Below are 24,542 nucleotides of genomic sequence, written 5' to 3'. Positions count from 1 at the left end.
ACGTAGCGAAGGCAGTGTGGCGGGCAGCCACCGATCCATCCGCCCCGCTGCGAATTCCGGGCGGCGCAGATGCTGAACTCTGGATGGCTGAGGCAGGTTTGTAATCGGAACCGGTAGCAGCCAAAAGGCTGCCGCCATTCCGACTTCGATCATGCATTAGAGGGAACACGCAGCCGTCGGCCCCGGGAGCCCGGCCAGCGGCTGCATTTAACCCATTTCGGACGTGTGGTTCTATAGCGGCAGGCGCAGCCCGCCTATTGACATGCGGCGTATGAGATCGGTGAAAAGGTCGCATTCCGCAGCCATGACCCGTTGTTCCAGAGAAACTACGCTATCGTCGGGATGGATTTGAACGGTCGTTGTGGCCACGGTTCTTACGTGGTCATACTCTCCATCTACGAGGTGGATCGTTGCGCCTGTTTCGGTCTCCCGATTGTCGAGCACGGCTTGGTGAACTCTTCGCTCGTACATTCCCGATCCGCCGTATTTGGGTAGCAGCCCTGGATGAACATTCAATATTCGCCCATCAAACGCGGCCAGCGTAAGTGGGCCAAGTTTCTTGAGGTAGCCAGACAAGACAACGAGTTCGGTGCCATAGGCGACAAGCGTGTCGCAAAGCTGTTTGTCCGCATCAGCTTCCCTGCCCTTCGTCGCAATGTGAAACGAGGGAATACCGTTGGCCTCAGCATAGGCTAAGGCTGCGGACGAAGCCCTATTGCTGATCAGCACGACAGCCGCAGCGTTCACTGTGTTTGCTCGAATGGCCTCGTTGATCGTTCGAAATGAGGTTCCATTGTTTGATGCAAGGAACGCTATTGCGAGCTTACCCATCAGGGGCCTCGTTGATCGATGCTATCGCGATGACCGAGACTCCCTTTAAGGGCAACTGGCACGGATTTTCAATGAGTGCGACGACGCAATCCGAAGGCCGCGTCTTTCCGCTCTTGCAACCACCTGCCAAGCGCCTATTCTGCCGCACCCAGCAACCGAATTCGGGAAAAAAGCCAGCATGTCCGCCTTCTCGCGCTTCACGCCGCTGATCAGCGCCCTTCCCTCCACCGTTCCTTTCGTCGGCCCAGAAGCGTTGGAGCGTCAGCGCGGGCTGACGGTCAAGGCCCGTATCGGTGCCAATGAGAACGGCTTCGGGCCGGCGCCCTCCGTCATCGCGGCCATGCGCGAGCGGGCCGGCGATATCTGGATGTATAATGATCCGGAGAATTACGAGCTGAAGCAGGCGCTTGCGGCGCATCTCGGCGTCCAGCCCGCCAATATCGCTGTCGGCGAGGGCATCGACAGCCTGCTCGGCCTGATCGCGCGCATGGTCATCGAGCCAGGTACACCTGTCGTTACCTCGCTCGGCGGCTATCCCACCTTCAATTTCCATGTCGCCGGGTTTGGCGGCCGCCTCGTCACCGTGCCCTATGTCGACGATCGCGAGGATCTCGATGGTTTGCTCGAAGCGGTGAAGCGAGAGAATGCGCCGCTCGTCTATTTCGCCAATCCCGACAATCCGATGGGCAGCTGGTGGGATGCCGACAAGATCGTCGCCTTTGCCCGTGAATTGCCTGACAATTGCCTGCTGATCCTCGACGAAGCCTATAGCGAAACCGGGCCTGCCAGCTCTCTGGCGGATATCTCCGCCCTAATCGACTTGCCGAATGTCTTGCGCACCCGAACATTCTCCAAGGCCTATGGGCTGGCCGGCGCCCGTGTCGGCTATGCCATCGGCGCGCCGGAGACCGTGCTGACCTTCGACAAGATCCGTAATCATTTCGGTATGAACAGGCTCGCGACCGTGGCGGCGCTCGCCGCGTTGAAGGATCAGGCCTATCTCGCCGAGGTGATCGGCAAGATCCAAGCTGCGCGTGAAGAGATCGGCGCGATCGCCCGCGACAATGGTCTAGTACCCCTTGCCTCCGCCACCAACTTCGTCGCCATCGATTGCGGCCGCGACGGCACCTATGCCCGCGCGATCGTCGACGGGCTGATCCAGCACGGCGTCTTCATCCGTATGCCGGGCGTAGCGCCGCTCAATCGCTGCGTCCGCGTGAGCGTCGGGCCAAAGCAAGATCTCGCTCTCTTGGCCGAGGCGTTGCCGAAGGTCCTGAAGGCGATCGGTTAAGCTCAAAACGACGAAACCGCGCCTGCCTTGTCCCGGCCGGTCGCGGTTTTCATCGTTCGGCGGCTCGCCTCTCCCCGTCCGCCGACATCCCCTCCTTTGAGGTCAGTGCGTCGTATTCGGTTTGGCCCGCTTCAGTGCGTAGTCATCCACTCGCGGGCGGCGCGCAGCGCTGCTGCGAGCTGCATCTTGGTCAAGGTCGCGGCAACGTCGGCGCGAAGCTCGGCGGCGCGCTCGCTGCCACGAATGGCGGCGATATTCAACCATTTGTGGGCGGCAACGAGGTCTGCATTGCAGCCCCTGCCGGTCGCGTAGTTTACGCCCAGTTCGCAAAGGGCATCGGCGCTGTTACCACCCATCATGGCATTTCCAGACATGGTCGTTTCGAAGCGTGCCATCGGTTTTATCCCTGTTTTACTTCTGTTCGTATCTGCCCTGTTTTCCGTTCGAACCTTGCCGTCGTTCGCGGCTTTCCGGTTCTTCCGGCCGGCGGGTTTGCCCCGCTCGTCTGATGGCTTCACTATCGCAGACGGCTTTCAAAAAACGCCTAAAATGCATGATTAATTCGATGCAAACAAAGTGCAAATGCTTGGTAAACTTGGGATTTTGTTAAACATCGCTTCCCTTGCAAATTAAGGATTTTCGCGTGAGTTTAACCTTCCATTAGGATTTTGATTTAAACCCTTCGTTCACCACAAAAAGAGCGCAGTTGAATTCGATGTCGTGTTTCGAGGATGTGCGGATACCCACGGAAACGGGATTTGAGCTCCGAAAACCGTATTTACCTTTACGTTCGCGTTAGATAATCTCGCCACATTCCCGGCAGTGGAGCCGGAGGCGCCTCGGGGAGGAATAAGAACATGATCCGTGCGACCATTCTTGCTGGTGCAATGCTATTGGGTGCGAATGCGGCCTTTGCGGAAGAGCCGATCGTCGGCAACTGGAAAACAGTTGAGGGCGATACCGCCGCCATAGCTTCCTGCGGCGACAGCTATTGCGTGACGCTGAAGACGGGCAAATATGCTGGCAAGCAGATCGGCAAGATGCAGGGCAAGGGCAACAGTTACACGGGCGAATTGACCGACCCATCCGAAGACAAGACCTATAGCGGCTCCGGCACGGTCAGCGGCAACAAGATCAAGATGCAGGGCTGCGTGCTGAAGGTATTCTGCAAGTCGCAGACCTGGACAAAGCTCTGAAAAACCTCTCACCCTTGTCGATAAACGTCGTGAAGCCTGCCCGCCAACTGCCGGCAGGCGTCTTGTTATTTACCTGCGAGGAGAGGCCGGCGACCATTCGAAACCGGTAATATTTCTGAACGCCGGATGAACCGGTATCTCAGCACCTGTTCAGCCTGACCATGGCAAAACAGTGTCCAGTATAGGGCACGGGTAGGCCAAGGACATGGACTCGATCATCATCGCACGGCGCTTCATTGTCATCATGCTGTTTGCTGCCGTCTTCGCATTCAGCTTCTCGGTTGCGGTAGAGCATGGCGGCCGCAGCGGTGCGCAGTCGCATTTTGGGGCAAGCTTCACTTGCCTGCAAACCGGCACCCCTTACTGCACGACCGTGCAGTAAGTGGATGTCTCCGCGCGTGACGCGTCGGAGCCCTGAGGCGGCAGAACCCTCGATGCGGCCAAAAATAGCTGCGAGAATCCGGGCCGCCTGTTGCAACGTCGTTTGCTTGTAACCAACGACACTCTATAATGGCTCATGAGCAACAGAATCTCTCCCTTTTCACCCCTCGACATCTCCTCTCCCAGCCCGTTCCAGCCGCGGACCTTCGATGATCCGGGCAAGGCCGTAGAAGCGCTGACGGAGCTATACGATCGCAACACCGCGTTCCTGATCGACAATTTCACCAAGCTTGCCAAGGGCGCGCCGATCACCGCGCGCTACCGGGCCTTCTATCCGCAGGTCAGCATCGAGACGACGAGCTTCGGCCATGTCGACTCGCGCCTTTCCTACGGCCATGTCACCGCGCCCGGCGTCTACACGACGACGATCACCCGCCCGCAACTCTTCAAGCACTACCTCAAGGAACAGCTGACGCTGCTGATGCGCAGCCATAATGTTCCGGTGGTCGTGTCGGAATCGACGACGCCCATTCCGATCCATTTCGCTTTCGGCGAAGGCGCTCATGTGGAAGCAACCGCGAGTATTTTCGAAGACATTCCGCTGCGCGACCTCTTCGACACACCGGACTTGAACACCACGGACGACGAAATCGCCAACGGCGAATATATCCCGCCGCCGGGCGAGCCCTCGCCGCTTGCGCCATTTACCGCGCAGCGCATCGACTATTCGCTGGCCCGCCTCGTCCACTACACAGCGACCAGTGCCGCGCATTTCCAGAATTTCGTGCTGTTCACGAACTACCAGTTCTATATCGACGAGTTCTGCAAATGGGCGCGCGACCTGATGGCGAGCGGCGGCGATGGCTATACCGAATTCGTGGAACCGGGCAACATCATCACCAAGGCTGGCTCCAGCCAGCCGGAAGGCGATGTGGCCGCGCCGCGGCTGCCGCAGATGCCGGCCTACCATCTGAAGAAGAAGGGGCACGCCGGCATCACCATGATCAATATCGGCGTCGGTCCCTCCAACGCCAAGACGATCACCGACCACGTCGCCGTCCTGCGCCCGCATGCCTGGCTGATGCTCGGCCATTGCGCGGGCCTGCGCAACAGCCAGCGGCTCGGCGATTATGTGCTCGCCCATGCCTATATGCGCGAGGACCACGTTCTCGACGACGACCTTCCGGTCTGGGTGCCGATCCCGGCGCTCGCCGAAGTGCAGGTGGCGCTTGAAGCGGCCGTTGCTGAAATCACCGGCTACGAAGGCTTCGAGCTGAAGCGCATCATGCGCACGGGCACGGTCGGCACCATCGACAACCGCAACTGGGAACTGCGCGATCAGGCGGGCCCGGTGAAGCGGCTGTCGCAAGCCCGCGCGGTTGCGCTCGATATGGAGTCGGCGACCATCGCCGCCAACGGCTTCCGCTTCCGCGTTCCCTACGGCACGCTGCTCTGCGTTTCGGACAAGCCTTTGCATGGCGAGTTGAAGCTGCCGGGAATGGCGACGGCCTTCTATCGCACGCAGGTCAACCAGCATCTGCAGATCGGTATTCGCGCCATCCAGAAACTGGCCGCCATGCCGCCGGAAGCGCTGCATTCGCGCAAGCTGCGCAGCTTCTTCGAAACTGCATTTCAGTAAGCCACGAGCCAGCAAAGCAATGGGGCATCACCCTATTGCTTTTCTGCTGACACCGATTGCATCTGAGAAGCGGCCGCGACCTGCGGCCGTTGGCCGTTGGGCGTCGCCCACAAATTCAGACCAAGGATCATCACGGCAAAAATGGCAAATCCGATCATCGTGCGAGCAATCACTTCGCCGGGATTTGACATTTCCAATAACTCCTCGTCCGACATGGTCTTCTTGTGCCAGTGATAGATGAGCGCTGCTTCCAGATTGTACATGTCCGTTCTCCTTTTGAGATGACGGAACTGGTCGACCGGGTTCGGGCTTTTTCGACAGCATCGAAAATTTTTGTCATGCTGTGGATCGGGATGTCGATTTGCTTGGCAGCCGCTCGTCTATGGCTGTCAGCAAATTGAAGAGGAGACGCTGCGATGAAATATCTTTGCCAGGTCTGGTTCGATGGCACGATGCTCGACGTCATGACCAAGGATGAAAAGCACAAGCTCGATTCGGATTCGCTCGGCTATGACCGAGACCTGATGGCGAGCGGCAATATGATCCACGCCGAAGCGCTGCAATCGCCAAGATCTGCGGTGACGGTACGCGTCCGCAACGGCGAGACGGCGGTGACGGATGGACCTTTCATCGAAACCAAGGAGTATCTTGGCGGCTTCATCCTGATCGAGGCGAAGGACCTGAACGATGCGATCCGGATCGCAGCCGGCATCCCGCTCGCCAAGCTCGGTGCGATCGAAGTGCGGCCGATCCATAATTTCGGCCCGGACGTTTGAGGAGGCGACCATGAAATTCCTTTGCCAGGTATGGTTCGAGAGCGCGGAAATCGCCAAGATTTCCGAAGAGGAAGGGCGAAAACTGACCCAGGATTCGGTCGATAACGACAACCGGCTGCGCGAGAGTGGCCATCTCATCGTCGCCAATGCTCTGCGTGAACCGGAGAGTGCGAAAACAGTTCGCGTGCGCAGGGGCGAAACCGCCGTTACCGACGGCCCATTCGCGGAGATCAAGGAACATCTCGGCGGCTTCGTGCTGATCGAGGCCCGGGACATGGAAGAAGCGATTGAAATCGCCGCCACCTTCCCTGTCGCCCGCTACGGCATGATCGAGGTCCGCGCCGCTTACGATATCCGCTTTCCGAACGAATAGTAGCGGGGGAAAATATATGCGGTTTCTATGCCTGATCTACACAACAGTCGATGTCGACGGACGATTGACGCCGAACGAGATGAACCATCTGATCGCCGAACACTTCGTCTTCGACGAGGGCTTGCGGCAGGACGGCACCATGATCGTTTCCGATGCGCTGGCGCTCCGGGACAAGTCGGTCGTTGTCCGGCCGGACGGCGACACATTTTCGGTCACGGACGGTCCCTTTGCGGAGACCAAGGAACACCTGGCCGGCTTCTATCTCATAGAAGCTGCCGATCTTAGGGAAGCAACTGAGATCGCCAAACGCATTCCCTCGGCGCGTTACGGCGCCGTCGAAATCCGTCCGGTTCGTATCCTGACCCTGCGGGGAGACCTGGCGGAGGAAGGCTGACGTCGTGTCACTGAACCAAACCATCGACGGCATCTATCGCAGCCACTCGCGCCGCGTGCTGGCAACGTTGATCCGCCTGCTTGGCGATTTCGACCGGGCCGAGGAAGCGCTCCACGATGCCTTCGCGGCGGCGGCGCAGCAATGGACTGAGGAGACGATCCCGGCCAATCCCTATGCCTGGCTTGTTTCTGCCGGACGATTTCGCGCCATCGACAATATAAGGCGGCGCACACGTTTCGACTCTGCCCAGGCCGATATTGCCGACAGCCTATATCCCGAGGGCGAGATAATGGAAACATCGCAAAGCGAGGAGATCGAGGACGACATGTTGCGGCTGATCTTCACCTGCTGCCACCCGCTTATTCCCGCCGAGGCGCGGATGGCCATGGCCTTGCGGGAGGTCTGCGGCCTGACGACGGAAGAGATCGCTCACGCCTTTCTGATTCCGCCGCCGACCGTCGCCCAGCGCATCGTCCGCGCCAAAAACCGCATCCGCACCGCCCACATACCTTATGAAGTACCCGATAAGGCGCATCTACCGGAGCGGCTGGCGCAGGTGCTGCACGTCATCTACCTCGTCTTCAACGAAGGCTATTCGGCATCATCGGGTGCTGCGATCGTGCGCGCCGATCTGGCCGCGGAAGCCATACGGCTCGGCAGGCTTTTGCTGCAGCTATTGCCGGATTCGGAAGTCGAGGGACTGCTGGCAATCATGCTGTTGCAGGATTCGCGGCGGCATGCGCGTGCCGATACCTCTGGCGATCTCGTTCTGCTCGTCGACCAGGACCGCGCCCTTTGGGATCGCGCGCAGATTCGCGAAGGTTTAGCGCTGTCGTCGCGGGCTATGTCCGCGGAGAGCGTCGGCAGCTATGCCCTGCAGGCGGCGATTGCCGCGGAACATGCCCGCGCCGCGACCGCAGAAGATACCGACTGGCGAAAGCTGGTGATGCTCTATGACCTGCTGCTGACGGCGAGCCCCTCCCCGGTGATCGAACTCAATCGGGCGGTGGCAGTCTCCATCTGTGATGGTCCGGCGGCGGCACTCTCCATCGTCGACGGGCTGCTGCAGGAGGAACGGATGGCGCGGTATCACCTCACTCACGCGGCAAAAGCCGACTTTCTTCGCCAGCTTGGTCGGGTGGACGAGGCCCACCAATCCTACCAAACAGCGCTTTCGCTGTGTCAGCAGGCGCCTGAGCAAGCGTTCCTGCGCAAGCGATTGGCCGAACTCGGCGACCAGACCCACCACTGAAGATGCTGCAATCTTTCAGGGTATGAGCACGCGTCTGCGCGAGATCAGCAATCCGATCGCCGTCCCTGTTAGCGCCGAGACCACGATCAGCAGATGGGCATTGATGCTGGCCTGCGCGAGATTTTCGATTGCCTCTTTCGCGCTCGAAGCACCAAAGGCCATGGCACCGGCGGTAATGCCGGCCGGATAAGTGCCGACGCCTCCGGGCGCATGGACCGGAAGGACCGATGACAACTCGCCGCCGAGCGCGCCGCCGAAGCTTGCCGAAAGCGGCCTGACATTCATAAGGCCGAGCGCCCAGGCAAGCACCACGACCTTGACGAGCCAGTTGACGATGGTCGTCAGCCAGGCGCGCGCAAAGGCACTGGCATCAACCGGCAGACCGCGCTCCAGCTCATGCACTAGCCCCTGCGCCTTTTTCGGCAGGATGCGCGCCGCAAGGCGGATCAGCGGCCGACGGGAAGCAAAACCCGCGACCGGCAGCAGCAAGAAGACTGCCCACACGATCCAGGCTAGGACATGGTAGAGCGAAGTAAGCGCAAGGCCGACACCGGCCGCGGCCAGCAGCGCATGCAGATCGAGCAACCGCATGACGAACAGCGCGGAGGTGCCGCGGGCCAGCGGAATGCCGAATTCGGAGCGCATCAGTACCGGGAAGCTGGTCTCTCCGGTGCGGAAGGGCATCATGATATTCAGCAGATTATGGACCTGCGTCACACGAAACAGCGCCGCAAAATGGCCCGAGGTTTCCTTCGGGAAATAATCATAGATGCGCCAGGTGCGCAGGAAATAGGTGCTCGTCAGGAGCGCCAGCGCCAGAAGGATCGGCAAGGCGCCGACCTTGCCCCATTGTGCCAGGATCGAGGTCCAGCCCCAGAACCATTCGATGAAGGCAGCATAGGCAAGGACGACCGCAAGCGTCAGCAGCGTCATTCGGTTGCGAATAAACCAATTCTGTCGGCTGGCAACCGTCGGAGTCTTCATGTAGTTAGGGCACCCAAATGCGAGCGGAAGGCTGAAACCGGACTTTTCGCTCGTTTCGTCCGGCAGGTACTGCCGGTCTTTTAGGAGAAAGAAGTGTTGCAGACAACGGCAGAGTCGACCCTCCCCCAGGCCGATCCGGCAAGCCCTCTCGAGCTTTCGCTGGTCGTGCCTGTCTTCAACGAGGAAGAAAGCGTCGGACCGCTCATCGAGCGCATCTGTGCCGCCATGCGTGGATTTGATAAGTCCTGGGAGCTGATCCTGGTCGATGACGGCAGCACGGACGCGACGCTCGTCAATGCCCGCCGGTCGCTTTCGCGGGAAGGGCTGACGTTGCGCATCGTCGAGCTTCAGCGCAATTTCGGCCAGACGGCCGCCATGCAGGCCGGCATCGACGCGGCGAACGGCCGCCTGATCGCCACCATGGATGGGGACCTGCAGAACGACCCGAAGGATATTCCTTCCATGGTAGAGGAACTGGAACGGCGGCAGCTCGATCTGCTCGTCGGCTGGCGCAAGAACCGCCAGGACGGCCTTCTCCTGCGCAAGATTCCCTCCTGGTGCGCCAACTACCTGATCGGCCGCATCACCGGCGTCAAACTGCACGATTATGGCTGCAGCCTGAAGATCTATCGCTCGTCCATCATCAAGCAGGTCAAGCTGATGGGCGAGATGCATCGCTTCATTCCAGCCTGGGTCGCCGGCGTCGTGCCGAGTTCGCGCATCGGCGAAGTTCCGGTCACTCACCATGCCCGCCAGCACGGCACGTCGAAATACGGGATCTCGCGCACCTTCCGCGTCATCCTCGATCTGCTGTCCGTGATGTTTTTCATGCGTTACAAGGCGCGGCCGGGACACTTCTTCGGCTCGCTCGGCCTCGGCCTCGGTGCGCTTGCCGGCATCATCCTGCTCTGGCTCTTCATCGACAAGTTCATCTTCGGCGACGATATCGGCAGCCGCCCGCTGCTGATGGTCGGGGTCGTGCTGCTGCTGTCCTCGGTGCAGATGATCACGACAGGCATCCTCGCCGAAATGATCGCCCGCATCTATTATCGCGACGATCTCTCGCCGAACTATATCGTGCGCAAGATCTTCGATCGAGATCATCAGGACGCTTAGGCATATTGCGCTGGGCACGGGCCTACCCGCAACAGGAGCTGAACCGCGCATGAACTCGAAAGACGACATCAGGCGCTTGCTGTCTGACACGGTGGACCTGCCCCCATGGCGGACAACAAGCTCAACGCACCTTGTTCATGATCGCTGGCTGAAGGTTCGTGCGGATAACTGCGTGACGGCGGAGGGCGTGGAGATCGCGCCCTATTACGTGCTGGAATATCCCGATTGGGTCGAGATCATTGCGCTCGATGCCGAGGATCATATCTATCTCGTTCAGCAGTATCGTCACGGCCTCGGCGTCGTGGCGCTCGAGCTCCCCGGGGGAGCCGTGGATGCGAGCGATGAAGGTCCGGTCGAGGCGGCCGCGCGCGAGCTGCGCGAGGAAACCGGCCTCGCCTCCACCGATTGGGAGTATGTCGGCAAGCTCGCGCCCAATCCGGCCACGCATACGAACCACTCGCATATCGTCATTGCCCGCAATGTCGAGCTTGCAAGCAGGCCGACGGGCGACCCGACCGAGCGCATCCGCCTGATCCGCATGCCGATCCGCCAAGCAATCGAGCTGGCGCTGGAAGGCAAGATGATCCAGGTCATCCATGTTGCGGCGCTGACCCTTGCCCTTCACAAGGCGGGCAAGTGGGAAGTGCCAGCACCAGCGTTCAGGCCCTGATTACGATTTCACTTCCGCCCAGACGGCGTCGAGAGCGGCGCGCGCGATGCGTACCATCGCATCAACTTCCTCGTGGCTGATGACCAGCGGCGGCGAGGCTAGCATGCGGTCGCCGGTGGCGCGCAGCACCAGGCCGTTCGCCAAAGCATGGTTGCGAACGGCGGAGCCGATTGCATCCGGCTTTTCGAAGCGGCGACGTATCGATTTGTCGGCGGCGAGCTGCAGGCCGCCCATGAGGCCGATGCTGACGGCCTCGCCGACCATGTCGTGATCGGCAAGACTGCCCCAAGCCTTGGCGAAATAGGGGCCGATATCGTCGCGCACACGCTCGATCAGCTCGTCTTCTTCGATGATCCGCAGATTTTCGAGAGCGGCGGCCGCACAAACCGGGTGGCCGGAATAGGTGAAGCCGTGGTTGAATTCGCCGACCTCATTTATGAGCACATCGGCGATACGATCGCTGACGAGCACGCCGCCGATCGGCAAGTAGCCTGATGACAATCCCTTGGCGATCGGGGCCAGATCCGGCTCGACGCCGAAATGCTGATGGCCGAACCATGCGCCGAGACGGCCGAAGCCGCAGATGACTTCATCGCAGACAAGCAGGATGTTCCTTGCCTTGCAGATGCGTGCGATCTCCGGCCAATAAGTGGACGGCGGGATGATGACGCCGCCGGCACCTTGCACAGGCTCAGCGATGAAGGCCGCGACGCTATCCTCACCCAATTCATCGATCTTGGCTTCAAGTTCACGAGCCATCTTCAGGCCGAATTCCTCCGGCGAGAGATCGCCGCCCTCGGCATACCAATAGGGCTGACCGATATGCACGACGCCTGATATCGGCAGATCGCCTTGCTCGTGCATGTATTTCATGCCGCCCATGCTGGCACCGGCAACCGTGGAGCCGTGGTAGCCGTTCTTACGGGCAATGATTGTCTTCTTCGTCGGCTTGCCTACGGCAGCCCAGTAGACCCTTGCCATGCGGAACCAGGTATCGTTAGCCTCGGAGCCGGAATTGGTGAAGAAGACATGGTTGAACTGCGGTCCGGCATGGGCGCAGACCTTTTCGGCAAGCAGCGTCGCGGGTGTCGTGGTGGTGCCGAAGAAGGTATTGTAATAGGGCAGCTCGTTCATCTGCCTGGCGACGGCATCGGCAATTTCGCTGCGGCCGTAGCCGATGTTCACGCACCAGAGACCGGCAAAGCCATCCAGATACTTCCGCCCTTCCGCATCGAAAATATAGACGCCCTCACCGCGCTGGATGACGCGCGCACCTTCAGCATTGAGCTTGCGCATATCCGCGAAGGGATGGAGGTGATGGGCGGCGTCGAGGGCGGCGAGATTGGAGCGGGAGGATGTATCGGACATGGCTTATTCAAACCCTCTTTGAATTGGCGCCGGCCAGGCAAGTCGGCCAACGCCGCGACGATGTGCCTGGCCCAAGGCACGAAACCGCTACGCAGCCACACTTGACTGAAAGCTATCTTGGTTTACGACCATGCCGTGAGCATGGGGGATTTACAAGAGCATGGCGACCGACAACGCAACCGAAGGTAACGCGCGCATCGAAGTGCTGATCTCGGACATGAACGGTCGCCTGCGCGGCAAGCAGATCCCGATTGCTGCCGAAAAGAAGGTTTGGTCCGACGCAGTGCGCCTGCCGACTTCGACGCAATCGCTCGATATCTGGGGTTGCGACAACGACGAGATTACCGGCCTGTCGATGACGATCGGCGATCCGGACGGCACTTGCGTCGCCGACCGGCGCACCCTCGCCGACATGCCTTGGGCACCAACGGGATCGAAGCAGGTGCTCGCCACCATGCATGAGCTCGATGGCCGCCCGAGCTTCCAGGACCCGCGTGCCATTCTTGCCTCCGTCGTTGATCGCTACAAGGCGCTAGGCCTGACGCCCGTTATCGCGACTGAGCTGGAGTTCTATCTTTTGGCCGGAGACTGGCGCGATAGAGGCATCCCCTCACCGCCGCCGGCCCTGACCTATCTGGGCGAGCCGAATGGCTTTCAGCTCTACGACATGGATGCCGTCGATCTCCTTGACGACTACCTCGAAACGCTACGCGCCTACGCCCGGGCGCAAGGCCTACCGGCGGATGCGACGACGGCGGAGTTCGGCCCAGGCCAGTTCGAGGTCAATCTGCTGCATCGCCCGGATGCACTGGCGGCCGCAGATGACTGCATCATGCTGAAGCGCGTGGCCGAACAGGCGGCGCGCAAGCATGGCCTGAAATCCACTTGCATGGCGAAGCCCTATACCGATCATGCCGGCTCGGGACTACACGTGCATGCCAGCATCGTCGACGCTCAGGGCCGCAATGTCCTCGATGCGGCCGGCGGCGAGCCGAAGAGGCTAAAGTCGATCTGCGCGGGCCTGCTGCAGACGTTGCAGGACGCGCAGCTGGTCTTTGCGCCCTATGCCAATTCCTATCGCCGTTTCCAGCCAGGCTCCTTTGCCCCTGCCGATCTGACCTGGGGCTTCGGCCATCGCGGCACGGCCGTGCGCATTCCCGAAAAGGACGGACCGGGCGCACGCATCGAGCACCGTGTCGCCGGTGCGGATGCCAATCCCTATCTGGTACTGGCTGCAATCCTCGGCGGCATACTACTCGGCCTGCAGAACGACCTCGATCCCGGTGAGGAGACGACGCCGGCTTATGTGCCGGCCGATGCCCCCAAGCTGACGCATGATTTCCTGACGGCCGTCGAGCGCTTCCGAGCATCTGCCTTCATTGCGGACATCTTCGGTGCGCGGTATCAGAAGCTCTACGGCGAGACGAAGCATAAGGAAGCGCTCAGCCACCTGCGCTCAGTTTCCGATTTTGATTATAGAACCTACCTGCCGCGCCTCTGAACCCGTCAGATAGCAACGCTGTCGGCGGCGCCCTCGCGCGCAACGCTGGCGGCGGTCCCCTCTCGGACCATCACCTTGAGCTCGCCCGGATGCACCTTGAGCGTCACGTCACGCTCAAGCGGTAGCAACTCGCCATCCATGACGCAGTTGGCGAGCTGGCGCAGCTTCGGGAAATGCAGATGCACCTCCGACGCGTGCATGACCATGATATCGGTATTCTCGCGAACCCGGCCACGCAGCATGTCGATGGCAAGTCGTGCGACACCGAGCGGCCGCAGCGGCTTTGCCATGTAGAATCCCAGTTCGCCGCTGCGCAGGCTATCGGCGTAGAGCAGCGCATTGGCACCGAAGGGATTGTTCGAAACCGAGATCGCCGAGACATGCCGCCGCTCGCGAATGCCGCCGGCCTCGAAGTCTACATCGAATTCCGGCGGATTGGCGATGACGCCGAAGGCGGCGCGCGTGCTGGCCGACATTTTTCCGATGCGCGAACGATAGGTATAACCATTGCGATAGCGGACCATGCGCGCATGCAAGCCCGCCGAAAACTGATGAATGAAAGCGCGACCGTTGGCGCTGCCGATATCGACATTATCGACCTCACCCGCCGCGAGCACGCTCAACGTCTGCCAGATGTCGAGCGGCAGGCGCAACGAACGGGCAAAGAGGTTCATGGTGCCGGCCGGAATGACACCGAGGGCGACGCCGTTTTTCCAGGCAATGGCGGCGGCCGCCGAAATAGTGCCATCCCCGCCGCCGGCGACAATGCCGTCAATATCATCACGACGTGCAGCACGCTCCATCGCCGAGACGACGTTGCGCCCCTCCACGACAAAAGCTTCGAAATCATGACCGGCGTCGCGGAAGACCTGTTCCGCTTTCCTTTCATAGGCAGCCATGTCGGTCGTGCGGAACGTTCCGCCATCGCGATTGAAAAAGCCGATCAACTTCATTGGGCTCTCGGTCTTTCAGCAAATTGTCTCAGGGGCTGAGGCCCCGTGCGCTTCTTCTCAGATGGTTTTGGATGGAATGATTTCAAGCGTTGTGGCCGTTTCGCCGAGACCGGCCGCAGCACACTTATGCATGATCTACCATGCTGCACTGCATAAAATGCACGCGACAGGAAGAGTGCTCTCATTGATACTCTTAGGAGGGGTGTGTCCATGCCCGCCTGTCCCTTATTCCATTTTGATGCACTGAGCGCCGAATGCCGGGATTTGTCGCCTGATTCGCGGCGTTTGACCTTCGTGTGCCGCCCAAGGAGTTTCCGTGAGCGATATTTCCGTCGAGGCCCTCAATAGCCAAACCATCATCGAAGCGCCGTCGCGCACCGCGATCGCACTGGTGACTTTGGCGCTGGCCGTCGGCAGCTTCGGCATCGGCACGGGCGAATTCGTCATCATGGGACTCCTGCCCGAAGTCGCCAACACTTTCGGGGTCACCACGCCGGAAGCGGGCCATGTGATCAGTGCCTATGCGCTTGGCGTTGTCGTCGGTGCACCAATCATCGCCGTGCTTGCCGCCAAGATGGCGCGCCGCACGCTGCTCCTGTTGATGATGGCAATCTTCGCCGCCGGCAATATTTCCAGCGCCTTTGCTCCGACCTTCGAGAGCTTCACGGCGCTGCGCTTCATCACCGGCCTGCCGCATGGCGCCTATTTCGGCGTTGCGGCGCTCGTTGCCGCCTCGATGGTGCCGGTGCACCGCCGCGTGCGCGCCGTCGGCCAGGTCATGCTCGGCCTCACGATCGCGACCCTGATCGGCACGCCGATCGCGACTTTCCTCGGGCAACTTCTGAATTGGCGCGCAGCCTTCATGATGGTCGGCGCTATCGGCCTTGCCACCATGTTGCTGATCGCCCTCTTCCTCCCCAAGGACAAGGTTGAGGAAGGCGCCAGCATCACGCGCGAGCTCGGCGCGCTGAAGCGCATTCAGGTCTGGCTGACGCTGGGCATCGCCGCCGTCGGCTTCGGCGGCATGTTTTCGATCTTCAGCTACGTCGCGACGACCACGACCGATGTTGCCGGCCTCGGCTCCGCCATGGTGCCGGTCGTGCTGGCTCTCTTCGGCATCGGCATGAATGTCGGCAATATCGTCGGTTCGCGCCTTGGCGATATCTCCATCAAGGGAACGATCGGCGGCATGATGATCTTCAACATCGTCATCATGACGCTCTTTTCGCTGACGGCGGCTAATCCGATCATGCTCTGCATCTGCGTCTTCCTGATCGGTTGCGGCTTTGCCGCCTGCCCGGCCGTACAGACGCGCCTGATGGATGTGGCTGCCGACGCTCAAACACTGGCCGCCGCCTCCAATCACTCCGCCTTCAACATTGCCAATGCGCTCGGCGCCTGGCTTGGCGGGCTGGTGATCTCCTGGGGCTTTACGGCGGCTGCGACCGGCTATGTCGGCGCAGCTCTTTCCGTTGCCGGTCTTGCCGTCTTCGCCGTTTCAGTTGGCCTGGAGCGCTGCAGCGGGCGCGCATGACATGCCAGGGGCGCCTAGCTGCTGGCGCCCGTCGCGGCAAAATACATTCTCCTCGCCCCAGACGGCCATCGCCTTGATGATCGGCCCCAGGCTGGCGCCAAGTGGCGTCAGCGCATAATCGACGCGCGGCGGCACGACCGGAAAGACGGTGCGTGATAGTAGCCCGGATTCTTCCAATTCCCGTAATTGCTTGGTCAACATGCGCTGCGTTACCGATGGCAGCTTGCGGCGGATTTCGTTGAAGCGCAGCGTTCCATCCATCAGGTGAAACAGGATCACGCCCTTCCATTTGCCGTCGAGCACGCTCAGCGTCGCCTCGACCGGGCATCCGGGAAAATTGCCGACGAGCTTGGAGCGGGGAACCGACATTTGACAGTATCCTTTTTGTATCTACGTACAGAAAATGTGCATTCTTGCACCTTTTGAGGATAATGCGCATCTAGCCTCTGTGCAACCAACCCAGGAGCTTCTCCCATGCGCGCAGTCGCCTATAAGCACCCACAACCAATTTCGGCAGAAACATCCCTGATCGACATCGAGCTGCCGACGCCCGAGGCAAAGGGTCATGATCTCCTCGTCGAAGTGAAGGCCGTTTCCGTCAATCCGGTCGATGTCAAAGTCCGCGCCAACGTCGCCCCGCCCGAAGGTGAATACAAGGTCATCGGCTGGGATGCTGCGGGCATCGTCAAGGCGGTCGGCCGCGACGTCACCATGTTCAAGCCGGGAGACGAAGTCTTCTATGCAGGCGCCATCAATCGGGGCGGCTCCAATGCTGAATTCCATCTGGTCGACGAGCGCATCGTCGGCGCGAAACCGAAGAGCTTGGATTTTCCAGCTGCTGCCGCGCTGCCGCTGACCTCGATTACGGCCTACGAGACACTCTTCGACCGGCTGAAGGTGCAGAATCCGGTTCCCGGCGCAACCAATGCCATTCTCGTTATCGGCGGAGCCGGCGGGGTTGGATCGATCGCAATCCAGATCGCACGCGCGCTGACGGGTCTCACCATTATCGCCACGGCATCCCGGCCGGAAACGCAGGCTTGGGTGAAGGAATTGGGCGCCCATCACGTCATCGATCATTCGAAGCCGCTTGCGCCGCAGATCGAAGCGCTCGGCACCGGCGCGCCGGCTTTCGTCTTCTCGACGACGAACACGTCTGATCATATCGGATCGATCGTCGAAGCGATCGCGCCGCAAGGTCGCTTCGCCCTGATCGACGATCCAAAGACGCTCGACATCGTGCCCTTCAAGTGGAAGGCGGTGTCGATCCATTGGGAAATGATGTTTACCCGCCCCCTCTACAACACCGCCGACATGATCGAGCAGCACAAGTTGCTGACGAAGATCGCCGAGCTCGTCGATTCCGACAAGATTCGCTCGACCCTGACGGAGACCGCGGGCACGATCAACGCCGCCAATCTGAAGAAGGCGCATGCTCTCGTCGAGACCGGCAAGATGAAGGGCAAGGTCGTTCTGGCGGGCTTCTGAGCGGCCAATATTCGCAACAGATCGGGCCGGGCGCATGTCGTCCGGCCGCTTTGTTTAACGCATTTGCACCAGGTTTTGTTGCATCGCGAAAATTTGCAGCCGCCTAAACAAATTTTTATCGCAGGATCGAGCATTTAGGCGTGTCCGCCTCTTGACTTTTCATGCCTTCGGCGCGACTTCTCCGCACGTGGGGAACAGCGTTTTCCATACCGATTAACCGGAGCCATCTTTCGATGCCTAGCGACAGTAGTAGTCGATTGCCTTTGCCGTCAGTAGCATTCGTGCACTAACCGACTCCTGTCGGCTCGCCACGATCCGCTACGACGGCGGATCGACCGGAAAGGCGAGCTATAATGAACATCAACAGCTTTCCCGCGCGGGCCGGCAATGCCGCTCGTGCATTCATCAATAATAATCGCGCCGTCACCATTGCGGAACGCGTCGAGGCTCTGAACGCAACGGATGTGGCAGAGGCTGCCCGCATTCTCGCCAAAATGCCGGAAGAGCGCGCCGTGCGCATTCTCGACCGGCCGGAGCTGCGCAACGCACCTGCCATCCTCGAAGTCATGGGCAATGCGGACGCTTCGCGGCTGCTGCACGGCATGTCCAATGACCGCGTCGCCGACGTGCTGCTCGAAATGGACGTCGACGCACGCGCCCGGCTGTTCGCGACCTTTGACGAGCATGCAAGGCAGGCGATCCAGGGCCTGATGGGCTATCCGCCGCGCACGGCCGGCGGCATCATGACGACGGAATTCGTCAGCGTTTTCGCGAGCTGGACCGTCGCCCAGACGCTCGATCACGTTCGCCAGGTCGAGCGCTCCCGCGAAACGGTCTATGCCATCTATGTGCTCGATGACGAGACGCATGTGCTGCTGCACGTCGTGACGCTGCGCCGCCTCATCACCGGCGAGCCCGATGCCTGCATTCTGACCGTGGCCCAGAAGGGCGTGCCGGTCACCGCACCGCCGCTGATGAAGCAGGAGGATGTCGCGCGCCTGATCCGCCGACACGATCTGCTGGCACTGCCTGTCGTCGACGACAAGGGTCACATGCTCGGCATCGTCACCGTCGATGACGTCATCGACACGATGATCGCCGATACGACCGAAGATGCCCAGAAGTTCGGTGGTATGGAGGCACTCGGTCAGCCCTATATGAAGATCAGCTTTGCGGGCATGATCCGCAAACGCGCCGGCTGGCTTGCAGCCCTCTTCCTCGGCGAGATGTTGACCGCAAGCGCCATGCAGCACTTCGAAGGCGAGCTGGAAAAAGCCGTCGTGCTGACGCTCTTCATCCCGCTCATAATGAGCTCGGGCGGCAATTCCGGCTCGCAGGCGACCTCGCTGATCATCCGGGCGCTGGCGCTTGGCGAGCTCAAGCTTTCGGACTGGTGGCGCGTGGCGTTCCGCGAACTGCCGACCGGCATCGTGCTCGGCGCGATCCTCGGCCTCGTCGGCTTTGCCCGCATCATTCTCTGGCAGACCATCGGCCTCTTCGATTACGGCCCGCACTGGCAGCTGGTCGCTCTTACGGTTTTCGCTGCCCTCATCGGCATCGTCACCTTCGGCTCGCTCGCCGGCTCGATGCTGCCCTTCGTTCTGCAGAAGCTTCGCCTCGATCCAGCCAGCGCATCGGCACCCTTCGTCGCGACGCTCGTCGATGTTACCGGCCTGGTGATCTACTTCTCGGTTGCCTTGCTGATCCTCAGCGGAACGATGCTCTGAGGACGATCAGGTTCTCTTCAAAAAAGGGGCCGGCAACGGTCCCTTTTTTCATTTTCACTTCGCCTGTTTCATTCAGGCTGCGGCAGTTTCAGAGCACCGTTGGTCTTGAGCGTGCGGATCGCGAAGTTCGAGCGCAGATCGACCACGCCGGGAAGCACCAGAAGCTTTTCCGACATCACCTTTTCATAGGCCGCCAAATCCTCCACCACGACCTCAGCCAGGAAGTCGGCCGTCCCCGAAATCAGATGGCAGGCGACGACTTCCGGAATGGCGAGCAACGCTGCCTGCTGCGTCTCGGAATTCTCCTTTGAATGATGGCCGACCTTAAGTTCCACAAAGACAGTCAGACCCAACCCGGCCTGCTTGCGGTCGATATCGGCGCGGTAGCCGCGCAAGAGCCCGGATTTTTCCAGATTTCGGATGCGCCTGAGGCAGGGAGACGGCGAGAGATTTACGCGCTCGGCAATCTCGACATTGGTGGCGCGCGCATCCTCCTGCAGGCAGTTGAGGATCGCAATATCGAATTTATCCAGTTTTGGCATATCTAGGAAACTCAAAAATCCATATTGGCAGATAATTGCTTATAGCGTGATTTTAGAGCCATAACTAGCAAGGACATGCCTCGGCCTTCGGCGCTATCTTTTCTTCATTCGAAAGAGAACCGGATCGTTGGAAAGGATATGTCGATGACCGCTTTGTCTCTCTCCACCCGCAAGGCAACCCCAACTATGGTCGGCTATGCCGGTGCTATTATTACCGTCTTGATCTGGGCAAACTGGATTCTGGCAACCCGCCACACTGCCGAAACACAGATGCGCACGATCGATCTCGGTCTGATCCGCTACGGCGTGCCGGCCCTAGTGCTCGCTCCCGTCTGGTGGAAGACCGGCCTGCTGCCAAAGGGCGTTCCGTTTAAGCTGCTGGCGCTGATGGTCTGCGGCTCCGGCGCCCTCTTCTTCCAGCTCACCACCTTCGCCATCCAGTTCACGCCCGCATCATCGGCCGGCATCCTGCTCGGCGGTTCCATGCCGCTAGCCACCGCGCTGATCGGCGTGCTGTTGTTTCGCGAGCGGCTTGATATCACCCGTTGGCTCGGCCTTGGCGGCATCGTCGCCGGCGTCGTGATCCTCCTGGCATGCAGCCTCTATGGTGTGCAGATCTCCTGGGAGGGCTTTACGCTGCTGCCGCTTGCCGCCCTGCTCTGGGCAACCTATACCCACGCTTTCCGCCGCTCTGGTCTGAGTGCCGTGCAGTCGAGCGCCATCATCGCCGTCTGGTCGTTCCTGATCCATGTCGGCCTGGCCGCCATCTTCGGCAGCTCGCTTACCTCCGTGCCGCTGCCGGAAATCGGCCTGCAAATCGTCAGCCAGGGGCTGCTCTCTGGCCTCGCCGCCACACTTGCCTATGGTCTTGCCGTCCAGGCTCTTGGCGGCACTCAGGCCGCAGCTTTCACCGCCATCACCCCTGTTCTTGCCACGATCGGCGGCGGCTTTCTGCTGGGCGAGGAAATCGGACTGGCCGGCATTGCAGCCGCAATCGTGACCGGAGCCGGCGTTGTCCTTTCCACTGGCCTGCTTGCTCGCAAGCCTGCCCAGCACTAATCCCTCTCTCACAGAGAGTTGGAGCGGTTCAGCAAAACACTGAACCGCTCTTCTCATTTGTTTAGACGAAATTTAAGAACTACATCAAAAATCGAAGTGCCATGGCCACGCGCCTCGCAGGATCGGCGCCGTGAGCAAGCTCATTCTCCAGGATCTGCGTGAGAGCGGCTGACCTGTCCTCGTCATCCAGGATACGAAACCCCATCGAGGCATAGAATGGCGCGTTGAAAGCCACCTGCCGGTCCGTCGTCAAAGTGACGCCAGCGGCCCCCTGCGTTCTCGCCGCCGCAATCGCAGCTTCCATCAGCCGACGTCCGACGCCTCGCTTCTGCCAACGCCTAACGACATCGATTTCGGCGATGTGAACCGAGCTATCTTTCATAACCCCGGCCAGAAAGCCGAACGGCCGGTCCTCACCATCGACGGCAACGAACAGCAAGCCTTCAGCAAAGGATTGCTCCAACACGTCAAGGGGCAGCGACGTCGGCTCGCAGGCGACTGCGCCGGCCTCATGCAAGGTCCAGAAGGCATCGATTTCGATGGCTGCGAGCAAATGCAGTTCGTCGGCCCTGGCCGAACGGATCGTCCAGGCGCCGTGTTCGATCTCCGTCATCGCATCTCACATATTCGGATAGACCGGTCCTTCGCCGCCCTGCGGCGGTACCCAGTTGATGTTCTGGTTCGGGTCCTTGATGTCGCAGGTCTTGCAGTGGACGCAGTTCTGGGCGTTGATGACGAAGGTGTCCTTGCCGTCCTTCTCCACCCATTCGTAAACGCCTGCGGGACAGTAGCGCGTCGACGGACCGGCAAAGACATCGTGTTCCGAATTCTTCTGTAGGTCCATGTCCCTGACTTGCAGGTGCACCGGCTGGTCTTCCTCGTGGTTGGTGTTCGACAAGAACACCGAGGAGAGGCGATCGAAGGTCAAAACACCATCCGGCTTCGGATAGTCGATCTTCTGGTGCTGGGATGCAGGCTCCAGGCTCTGTGCGTCCGTCTTGCCGTGCTTCAGCGTACCGAAGAAGGAGAAGCCGAACAGCTGGTTCGTCCACATGTCGAGACCGCCGAGGGCCACGCCGATCGCCGTGCCGAACTTCGACCAGAGCGGCTTGACGTTCCGGACGCGCTTCAGGTCCTTGCCGATGTCGGAAGTGCGCCATTCGTTTTCGATCTCGATCACTTCGTCATTGCCACGACCGGCGGCAATCGCCGCGGCGATCCTGTCGGCCGCCAGCATGCCCGACAGCACCGCGTTGTGGCTGCCCTTGATGCGGGGAACATTGACGAAACCGGCCGAGCAGCCGATCAGCGCACCGCCCGGGAAGGTCAGCTTCGGCACCGACTGATACCCGCCCTCGGTGATGGCGCGCGCGCCGTAGGAAATGCGCTTGCCGCCTTCAAAAGTGCTGCGGATCGCCGGATGCGTCTTGAAGCGCTGGAATTCCTCGAAGGGATAGAGATAGGGGTTCTTGTAATTGAGGTGCACGACGAAGCCGACGGCGACCAGATTGTCTTCCAGATGATAGAGGAAGGAACCACCGCCCGTCTTCATCCCCAGCGGCCAGCCGAAGGAGTGTTGCACGAGACCTTGTCTGTGGTTCTCCGGCTTGACCTCCCAGAGTTCCTTGATGCCGATGCCGAACTTCGGCACGTCGCTGTTGCGCGCGAGATCGAACTTGGCAATGAGCTGCTTGGCAAGCGAGCCGCGCACGCCTTCGCCGATCAGCACATATTTGCCTAAGAGCGCCATGCCGCGGGTGTAGTTCGGGCCGGGCTCGCCATTCTTCTCGATGCCCATGTCGCCGGTGGCAACCCCGATGACGGCGCCCTCGTCATTATAGAGCACTTCGGTCGCGGCAAAGCCGGGATAGATCTCGACGCCGAGCGCTTCGGCCTTTTCGGCCAGCCAGCGACAGACATTGCCGAGCGAGACGATATAATTGCCGTGATTGTTCATCAGTGGCGGCATCAGGAAATTCGGCAGGCGGACGGAGCCGGCCGGCCCTAAGAACAGGAAGTGGTCGTCCTTGACCTCGGTCTTGAAGGGATGCCCCTCCTCCTCGCGCCAGCCCGGCAGCAGCCGGTCGATGCCGATCGGATCGACGACGGCGCCCGACAGGATATGCGCGCCGACTTCGGCACCCTTCTCGAGCACGACGACGGTCAGATCCGGATTGATCTGCTTCAGCCGGATCGCAGCCGATAGGCCCGCAGGCCCCGCACCGACAATCACGACGTCGAATTCCATGCTCTCGCGTTCCGGCAGCTCGCTCGCATCAGTCATTCATTTTCTCCGCTTGGCCGTGTCCAATCATATCGGATCGCAGCCTCATCCCCTTTGGGCGCCTTCCCCATTTCGGTTATCTCTTGTCAAAATGGGAGGGCATTGTCGAGCCGGGAAGCGACAGGCGATCCCCCAATTTGCCCAACACGTAAAACAAATTAAATTACTCTTACGTTAACGTCAATATTCCGATGGTATTTGCGGCCATCTGCGAAGTGCGCCTTCCATAGTGCTCCGATGGCTCTATAAATGCCGATCAGACAATCCGAACAGCATGAAGGGTGATCAGGATGGATCTTGGTATTGGCGGAAAACGCGCGCTGGTGCTCGCCTCATCGAAGGGGCTCGGCCATGGCATTGCGGTAGCGCTTGCCCGCGAAGGTGCGAACGTTCTGCTCTGCGGCCGCAGCGGCGACAAGCTTGAGAATAATTGCAAGGCCATCAATGCCGAGGGCAAGGGCCGCGCCGACTGGATCTGGGCCGACCTCAACGACGAGAATTTCGTGGACGTCGTCTCAAAAGCAGCAACAGAAAAGCTTGGGGGCATCGATATTCTCGTCAACAATAGCGGCGGACCGACGCCTGGGACGACAGAAGATATGACCGCCGACCGGCTGGAGACCTATTTCATCTCCATGGTGTCGCGGATTATCACCCTCACCAATGCGCTCTTACCGGGCATGAAGGCGCAGGGATGGGGACGTATTCTCACCGTGGCCTCCTCCGGTGTCATCGAACCCATTCCCAATCTCGCACTTTCCAATACGCTGCGCCCGGCGCTTGCCGGATGGAGCAAGACGTTGGCCAACGAAGTAGCGGCCCATGGCATTACGGCCAATATGTTGCTGCCGGGCAGCATTGCGACTGATCGGCTGGCAGAACTCGACACCGCCACGGCCAAGCGCGGAGGCAGGAGCCTGGAGGATGTTAGCGCCGAACGTCAGCAGCGCATCCCGACCGGCCGCTACGGCCGCGTGGAGGAGTTCGCCGCTACAGCAGCCTTCCTCTGCAGCCAACCGGCAAGCTATATCACGGGCACCATGGTCCGCTGCGATGGGGGAGCGGCTCGCTCTCTTTGAAATCCTGACCAGCGAGCAGTTTGCAGGCCTTCACAGAAGGCCTGAAACACAATTCCGTGAGCGGCGACAGAGCTTCTTGCACGCGACAGCACATCTGCCGATGT

General features: G+C 60.4%; 26 protein-coding genes and 1 pseudogene. 17 read left to right on the top strand and 10 right to left on the bottom strand.

Features of this window, described 5'->3' with window-relative positions:
• Positions 1 to 104, top strand: a pseudogene (locus ACYJRZ_RS10530) (short-chain dehydrogenase/reductase); the annotation flags it as partial.
• A 127-nt stretch (positions 105 to 231) separates the two neighbouring features.
• Here ACYJRZ_RS10530 and purN read toward each other — a convergent pair.
• On the bottom strand, positions 232 to 831 hold the full coding sequence (gene purN, locus ACYJRZ_RS10525) for a phosphoribosylglycinamide formyltransferase (protein ID WP_459458643.1): 600 nt from the start codon (positions 829 to 831) through the stop codon (positions 232 to 234).
• A 178-nt stretch (positions 832 to 1,009) separates the two neighbouring features.
• Between purN and ACYJRZ_RS10520 the strand changes: the two genes are divergently transcribed.
• The gene (locus ACYJRZ_RS10520) at positions 1,010 to 2,122 is read left to right on the top strand and encodes a pyridoxal phosphate-dependent aminotransferase (protein ID WP_459458641.1); all 1,113 of its coding nucleotides are present in this window, start codon (positions 1,010 to 1,012) and stop codon (positions 2,120 to 2,122) included.
• A 131-nt stretch (positions 2,123 to 2,253) separates the two neighbouring features.
• On the opposite strand, the gene ACYJRZ_RS10515 is transcribed toward ACYJRZ_RS10520, so the two are convergent.
• Positions 2,254 to 2,517 (bottom strand): sel1 repeat family protein, encoded by a 264-nt coding sequence (locus ACYJRZ_RS10515; RefSeq protein WP_047627276.1) that lies wholly within the window; start codon positions 2,515 to 2,517, stop codon positions 2,254 to 2,256.
• Positions 2,518 to 2,979: 462 nt separating this feature from the next.
• Between ACYJRZ_RS10515 and ACYJRZ_RS10510 the strand changes: the two genes are divergently transcribed.
• The 3 genes from ACYJRZ_RS10510 (at position 2,980) to ACYJRZ_RS10500 (ending at position 5,338) form a co-directional block, all read left to right on the top strand.
• On the top strand, positions 2,980 to 3,318 hold the full coding sequence (locus ACYJRZ_RS10510) for a DUF2147 domain-containing protein (protein ID WP_459458639.1): 339 nt from the start codon (positions 2,980 to 2,982) through the stop codon (positions 3,316 to 3,318).
• Between the two features lie 205 nt (positions 3,319 to 3,523).
• Positions 3,524 to 3,700, top strand: a complete 177-nt coding sequence (locus ACYJRZ_RS10505; RefSeq protein WP_459458637.1) for a hypothetical protein — start codon at positions 3,524 to 3,526, stop codon at positions 3,698 to 3,700.
• Positions 3,701 to 3,835: 135 nt separating this feature from the next.
• Complete coding sequence (locus ACYJRZ_RS10500; protein ID WP_459458635.1) at positions 3,836 to 5,338, top strand: AMP nucleosidase; 1,503 nt, start codon at positions 3,836 to 3,838, stop codon at positions 5,336 to 5,338.
• A 32-nt stretch (positions 5,339 to 5,370) separates the two neighbouring features.
• On the opposite strand, the gene ACYJRZ_RS10495 is transcribed toward ACYJRZ_RS10500, so the two are convergent.
• Entirely contained in the window at positions 5,371 to 5,601 is a 231-nt protein-coding gene (locus tag ACYJRZ_RS10495) for a hypothetical protein (RefSeq protein ID WP_459458633.1), read from the bottom strand.
• Positions 5,602 to 5,754: 153 nt separating this feature from the next.
• On the opposite strand from ACYJRZ_RS10495, the gene ACYJRZ_RS10490 reads away from it, so the two are divergent.
• Genes ACYJRZ_RS10490 through ACYJRZ_RS10475 form a run of 4 tightly spaced genes read left to right on the top strand, consistent with a single transcriptional unit; the run spans position 5,755 to position 8,133 of the window.
• Positions 5,755 to 6,114, top strand: coding sequence for a YciI family protein (locus ACYJRZ_RS10490; protein ID WP_459458631.1), 360 nt, complete (start codon positions 5,755 to 5,757; stop codon positions 6,112 to 6,114).
• Positions 6,115 to 6,124: 10 nt separating this feature from the next.
• Entirely contained in the window at positions 6,125 to 6,487 is a 363-nt protein-coding gene (locus ACYJRZ_RS10485; RefSeq protein WP_459458629.1) for a YciI family protein, read from the top strand.
• A 16-nt stretch (positions 6,488 to 6,503) separates the two neighbouring features.
• The gene (locus ACYJRZ_RS10480; RefSeq protein WP_459458627.1) at positions 6,504 to 6,881 is read left to right on the top strand and encodes a YciI family protein; all 378 of its coding nucleotides are present in this window, start codon (positions 6,504 to 6,506) and stop codon (positions 6,879 to 6,881) included.
• A 10-nt stretch (positions 6,882 to 6,891) separates the two neighbouring features.
• Positions 6,892 to 8,133: an RNA polymerase sigma factor gene (locus ACYJRZ_RS10475; RefSeq protein WP_459458754.1), complete on the top strand. Its 1,242-nt coding sequence runs from the start codon at positions 6,892 to 6,894 to the stop codon at positions 8,131 to 8,133.
• 15 nt (positions 8,134 to 8,148) lie between these two features.
• Here ACYJRZ_RS10475 and ACYJRZ_RS10470 read toward each other — a convergent pair whose 3' ends face one another.
• Complete coding sequence (locus ACYJRZ_RS10470; RefSeq protein WP_459458625.1) at positions 8,149 to 9,117, bottom strand: lysylphosphatidylglycerol synthase domain-containing protein; 969 nt, start codon at positions 9,115 to 9,117, stop codon at positions 8,149 to 8,151.
• Positions 9,118 to 9,213: 96 nt separating this feature from the next.
• On the opposite strand from ACYJRZ_RS10470, the gene ACYJRZ_RS10465 reads away from it, so the two are divergent.
• Together ACYJRZ_RS10465 and ACYJRZ_RS10460 are read left to right on the top strand one after the other, a co-directional pair.
• A complete protein-coding gene (locus ACYJRZ_RS10465; protein WP_459458752.1) occupies positions 9,214 to 10,233 on the top strand; it encodes a glycosyltransferase family 2 protein in 1,020 nt (339 codons plus the stop codon).
• Positions 10,234 to 10,282: 49 nt separating this feature from the next.
• Positions 10,283 to 10,903, top strand: coding sequence for an NUDIX hydrolase (locus ACYJRZ_RS10460; protein ID WP_459458623.1), 621 nt, complete (start codon positions 10,283 to 10,285; stop codon positions 10,901 to 10,903).
• Here the strand turns inward: ACYJRZ_RS10460 and ACYJRZ_RS10455 are convergent, their stop codons facing one another.
• Complete coding sequence (locus ACYJRZ_RS10455) at positions 10,904 to 12,271, bottom strand: aspartate aminotransferase family protein (RefSeq protein ID WP_459458621.1); 1,368 nt, start codon at positions 12,269 to 12,271, stop codon at positions 10,904 to 10,906.
• Between the two features lie 160 nt (positions 12,272 to 12,431).
• On the opposite strand from ACYJRZ_RS10455, the gene ACYJRZ_RS10450 reads away from it, so the two are divergent.
• Positions 12,432 to 13,772 carry a glutamine synthetase family protein gene (locus ACYJRZ_RS10450; RefSeq protein ID WP_459458619.1) on the top strand — a complete coding sequence of 447 codons (1,341 nt, stop codon included), beginning with the start codon at positions 12,432 to 12,434 and terminating at the stop codon, positions 13,770 to 13,772.
• Between the two features lie 5 nt (positions 13,773 to 13,777).
• Here ACYJRZ_RS10450 and ACYJRZ_RS10445 read toward each other — a convergent pair whose 3' ends face one another.
• Entirely contained in the window at positions 13,778 to 14,725 is a 948-nt protein-coding gene (locus tag ACYJRZ_RS10445) for a diacylglycerol/lipid kinase family protein (RefSeq protein ID WP_459458617.1), read from the bottom strand.
• 325 nt (positions 14,726 to 15,050) lie between these two features.
• On the opposite strand from ACYJRZ_RS10445, the gene ACYJRZ_RS10440 reads away from it, so the two are divergent.
• Entirely contained in the window at positions 15,051 to 16,259 is a 1,209-nt protein-coding gene (locus tag ACYJRZ_RS10440; protein WP_459458750.1) for an MFS transporter, read from the top strand.
• Here the strand turns inward: ACYJRZ_RS10440 and ACYJRZ_RS10435 are convergent.
• Positions 16,224 to 16,628 carry a winged helix-turn-helix transcriptional regulator gene (locus ACYJRZ_RS10435; protein WP_459458615.1) on the bottom strand — a complete coding sequence of 135 codons (405 nt, stop codon included), beginning with the start codon at positions 16,626 to 16,628 and terminating at the stop codon, positions 16,224 to 16,226. The two genes, ACYJRZ_RS10440 and ACYJRZ_RS10435, sit on opposite strands and share 36 nt — an antisense overlap.
• A gap of 105 nt (positions 16,629 to 16,733) precedes the next feature.
• On the opposite strand from ACYJRZ_RS10435, the gene ACYJRZ_RS10430 reads away from it, so the two are divergent.
• Complete coding sequence (locus ACYJRZ_RS10430) at positions 16,734 to 17,747, top strand: zinc-binding alcohol dehydrogenase family protein (protein WP_459458613.1); 1,014 nt, start codon at positions 16,734 to 16,736, stop codon at positions 17,745 to 17,747.
• Positions 17,748 to 18,100: 353 nt separating this feature from the next.
• Positions 18,101 to 19,474: a magnesium transporter gene (gene mgtE / locus ACYJRZ_RS10425; RefSeq protein ID WP_459458611.1), complete on the top strand. Its 1,374-nt coding sequence runs from the start codon at positions 18,101 to 18,103 to the stop codon at positions 19,472 to 19,474.
• A 68-nt stretch (positions 19,475 to 19,542) separates the two neighbouring features.
• Here mgtE and ACYJRZ_RS10420 read toward each other — a convergent pair whose 3' ends face one another.
• Positions 19,543 to 20,016 (bottom strand): Lrp/AsnC family transcriptional regulator, encoded by a 474-nt coding sequence (locus ACYJRZ_RS10420; RefSeq protein ID WP_459458609.1) that lies wholly within the window; start codon positions 20,014 to 20,016, stop codon positions 19,543 to 19,545.
• Between the two features lie 144 nt (positions 20,017 to 20,160).
• Here ACYJRZ_RS10420 and ACYJRZ_RS10415 point away from each other — a divergent pair, with 144 nt between their 5' ends.
• Positions 20,161 to 21,075, top strand: a complete 915-nt coding sequence (locus ACYJRZ_RS10415; protein WP_459458607.1) for a DMT family transporter — start codon at positions 20,161 to 20,163, stop codon at positions 21,073 to 21,075.
• 79 nt (positions 21,076 to 21,154) lie between these two features.
• On the opposite strand, the gene ACYJRZ_RS10410 is transcribed toward ACYJRZ_RS10415, so the two are convergent.
• On the bottom strand, positions 21,155 to 21,688 hold the full coding sequence (locus tag ACYJRZ_RS10410) for a GNAT family N-acetyltransferase (RefSeq protein ID WP_459458605.1): 534 nt from the start codon (positions 21,686 to 21,688) through the stop codon (positions 21,155 to 21,157).
• 6 nt (positions 21,689 to 21,694) lie between these two features.
• The gene (locus ACYJRZ_RS10405; protein ID WP_459458603.1) at positions 21,695 to 23,359 is read right to left on the bottom strand and encodes an electron transfer flavoprotein-ubiquinone oxidoreductase; all 1,665 of its coding nucleotides are present in this window, start codon (positions 23,357 to 23,359) and stop codon (positions 21,695 to 21,697) included.
• 290 nt (positions 23,360 to 23,649) lie between these two features.
• On the opposite strand from ACYJRZ_RS10405, the gene ACYJRZ_RS10400 reads away from it, so the two are divergent.
• The gene (locus ACYJRZ_RS10400) at positions 23,650 to 24,438 is read left to right on the top strand and encodes an SDR family oxidoreductase (protein WP_459458601.1); all 789 of its coding nucleotides are present in this window, start codon (positions 23,650 to 23,652) and stop codon (positions 24,436 to 24,438) included.
• The last annotated feature ends 104 nt before the right edge of the window (positions 24,439 to 24,542 follow it).

The organism is Rhizobium sp. No.120, from assembly GCF_054558365.1.
This window is presented reverse-complemented; position numbering and strand designations above follow the sequence as displayed.

Coding starts and splice junctions, on each gene's coding strand:
- ACYJRZ_RS10455 (WP_459458621.1), bottom strand. CDS start 12,271: ATGTCCGATACATCCTCCCGCTCCAATCTCGCCGCCCTCGACGCCGCC.
- ACYJRZ_RS10485 (WP_459458629.1), top strand. CDS start 6,125: ATGAAATTCCTTTGCCAGGTATGGTTCGAGAGCGCGGAAATCGCCAAG.
- ACYJRZ_RS10415 (WP_459458607.1), top strand. CDS start 20,161: ATGACCGCTTTGTCTCTCTCCACCCGCAAGGCAACCCCAACTATGGTC.
- ACYJRZ_RS10420 (WP_459458609.1), bottom strand. CDS start 20,016: ATGCCAAAACTGGATAAATTCGATATTGCGATCCTCAACTGCCTGCAG.
- ACYJRZ_RS10500 (WP_459458635.1), top strand. CDS start 3,836: ATGAGCAACAGAATCTCTCCCTTTTCACCCCTCGACATCTCCTCTCCC.
- ACYJRZ_RS10400 (WP_459458601.1), top strand. CDS start 23,650: ATGGATCTTGGTATTGGCGGAAAACGCGCGCTGGTGCTCGCCTCATCG.
- mgtE (WP_459458611.1), top strand. CDS start 18,101: ATGAACATCAACAGCTTTCCCGCGCGGGCCGGCAATGCCGCTCGTGCA.
- ACYJRZ_RS10450 (WP_459458619.1), top strand. CDS start 12,432: ATGGCGACCGACAACGCAACCGAAGGTAACGCGCGCATCGAAGTGCTG.
- ACYJRZ_RS10430 (WP_459458613.1), top strand. CDS start 16,734: ATGCGCGCAGTCGCCTATAAGCACCCACAACCAATTTCGGCAGAAACA.
- ACYJRZ_RS10520 (WP_459458641.1), top strand. CDS start 1,010: ATGTCCGCCTTCTCGCGCTTCACGCCGCTGATCAGCGCCCTTCCCTCC.
- ACYJRZ_RS10505 (WP_459458637.1), top strand. CDS start 3,524: ATGGACTCGATCATCATCGCACGGCGCTTCATTGTCATCATGCTGTTT.
- ACYJRZ_RS10435 (WP_459458615.1), bottom strand. CDS start 16,628: ATGTCGGTTCCCCGCTCCAAGCTCGTCGGCAATTTTCCCGGATGCCCG.
- ACYJRZ_RS10510 (WP_459458639.1), top strand. CDS start 2,980: ATGATCCGTGCGACCATTCTTGCTGGTGCAATGCTATTGGGTGCGAAT.
- ACYJRZ_RS10470 (WP_459458625.1), bottom strand. CDS start 9,117: ATGAAGACTCCGACGGTTGCCAGCCGACAGAATTGGTTTATTCGCAAC.
- ACYJRZ_RS10515 (WP_047627276.1), bottom strand. CDS start 2,517: ATGGCACGCTTCGAAACGACCATGTCTGGAAATGCCATGATGGGTGGT.
- ACYJRZ_RS10460 (WP_459458623.1), top strand. CDS start 10,283: ATGAACTCGAAAGACGACATCAGGCGCTTGCTGTCTGACACGGTGGAC.
- ACYJRZ_RS10480 (WP_459458627.1), top strand. CDS start 6,504: ATGCGGTTTCTATGCCTGATCTACACAACAGTCGATGTCGACGGACGA.
- ACYJRZ_RS10490 (WP_459458631.1), top strand. CDS start 5,755: ATGAAATATCTTTGCCAGGTCTGGTTCGATGGCACGATGCTCGACGTC.
- ACYJRZ_RS10410 (WP_459458605.1), bottom strand. CDS start 21,688: ATGACGGAGATCGAACACGGCGCCTGGACGATCCGTTCGGCCAGGGCC.
- purN (WP_459458643.1), bottom strand. CDS start 831: ATGGGTAAGCTCGCAATAGCGTTCCTTGCATCAAACAATGGAACCTCA.
- ACYJRZ_RS10445 (WP_459458617.1), bottom strand. CDS start 14,725: ATGAAGTTGATCGGCTTTTTCAATCGCGATGGCGGAACGTTCCGCACG.
- ACYJRZ_RS10405 (WP_459458603.1), bottom strand. CDS start 23,359: ATGACTGATGCGAGCGAGCTGCCGGAACGCGAGAGCATGGAATTCGAC.
- ACYJRZ_RS10495 (WP_459458633.1), bottom strand. CDS start 5,601: ATGTACAATCTGGAAGCAGCGCTCATCTATCACTGGCACAAGAAGACC.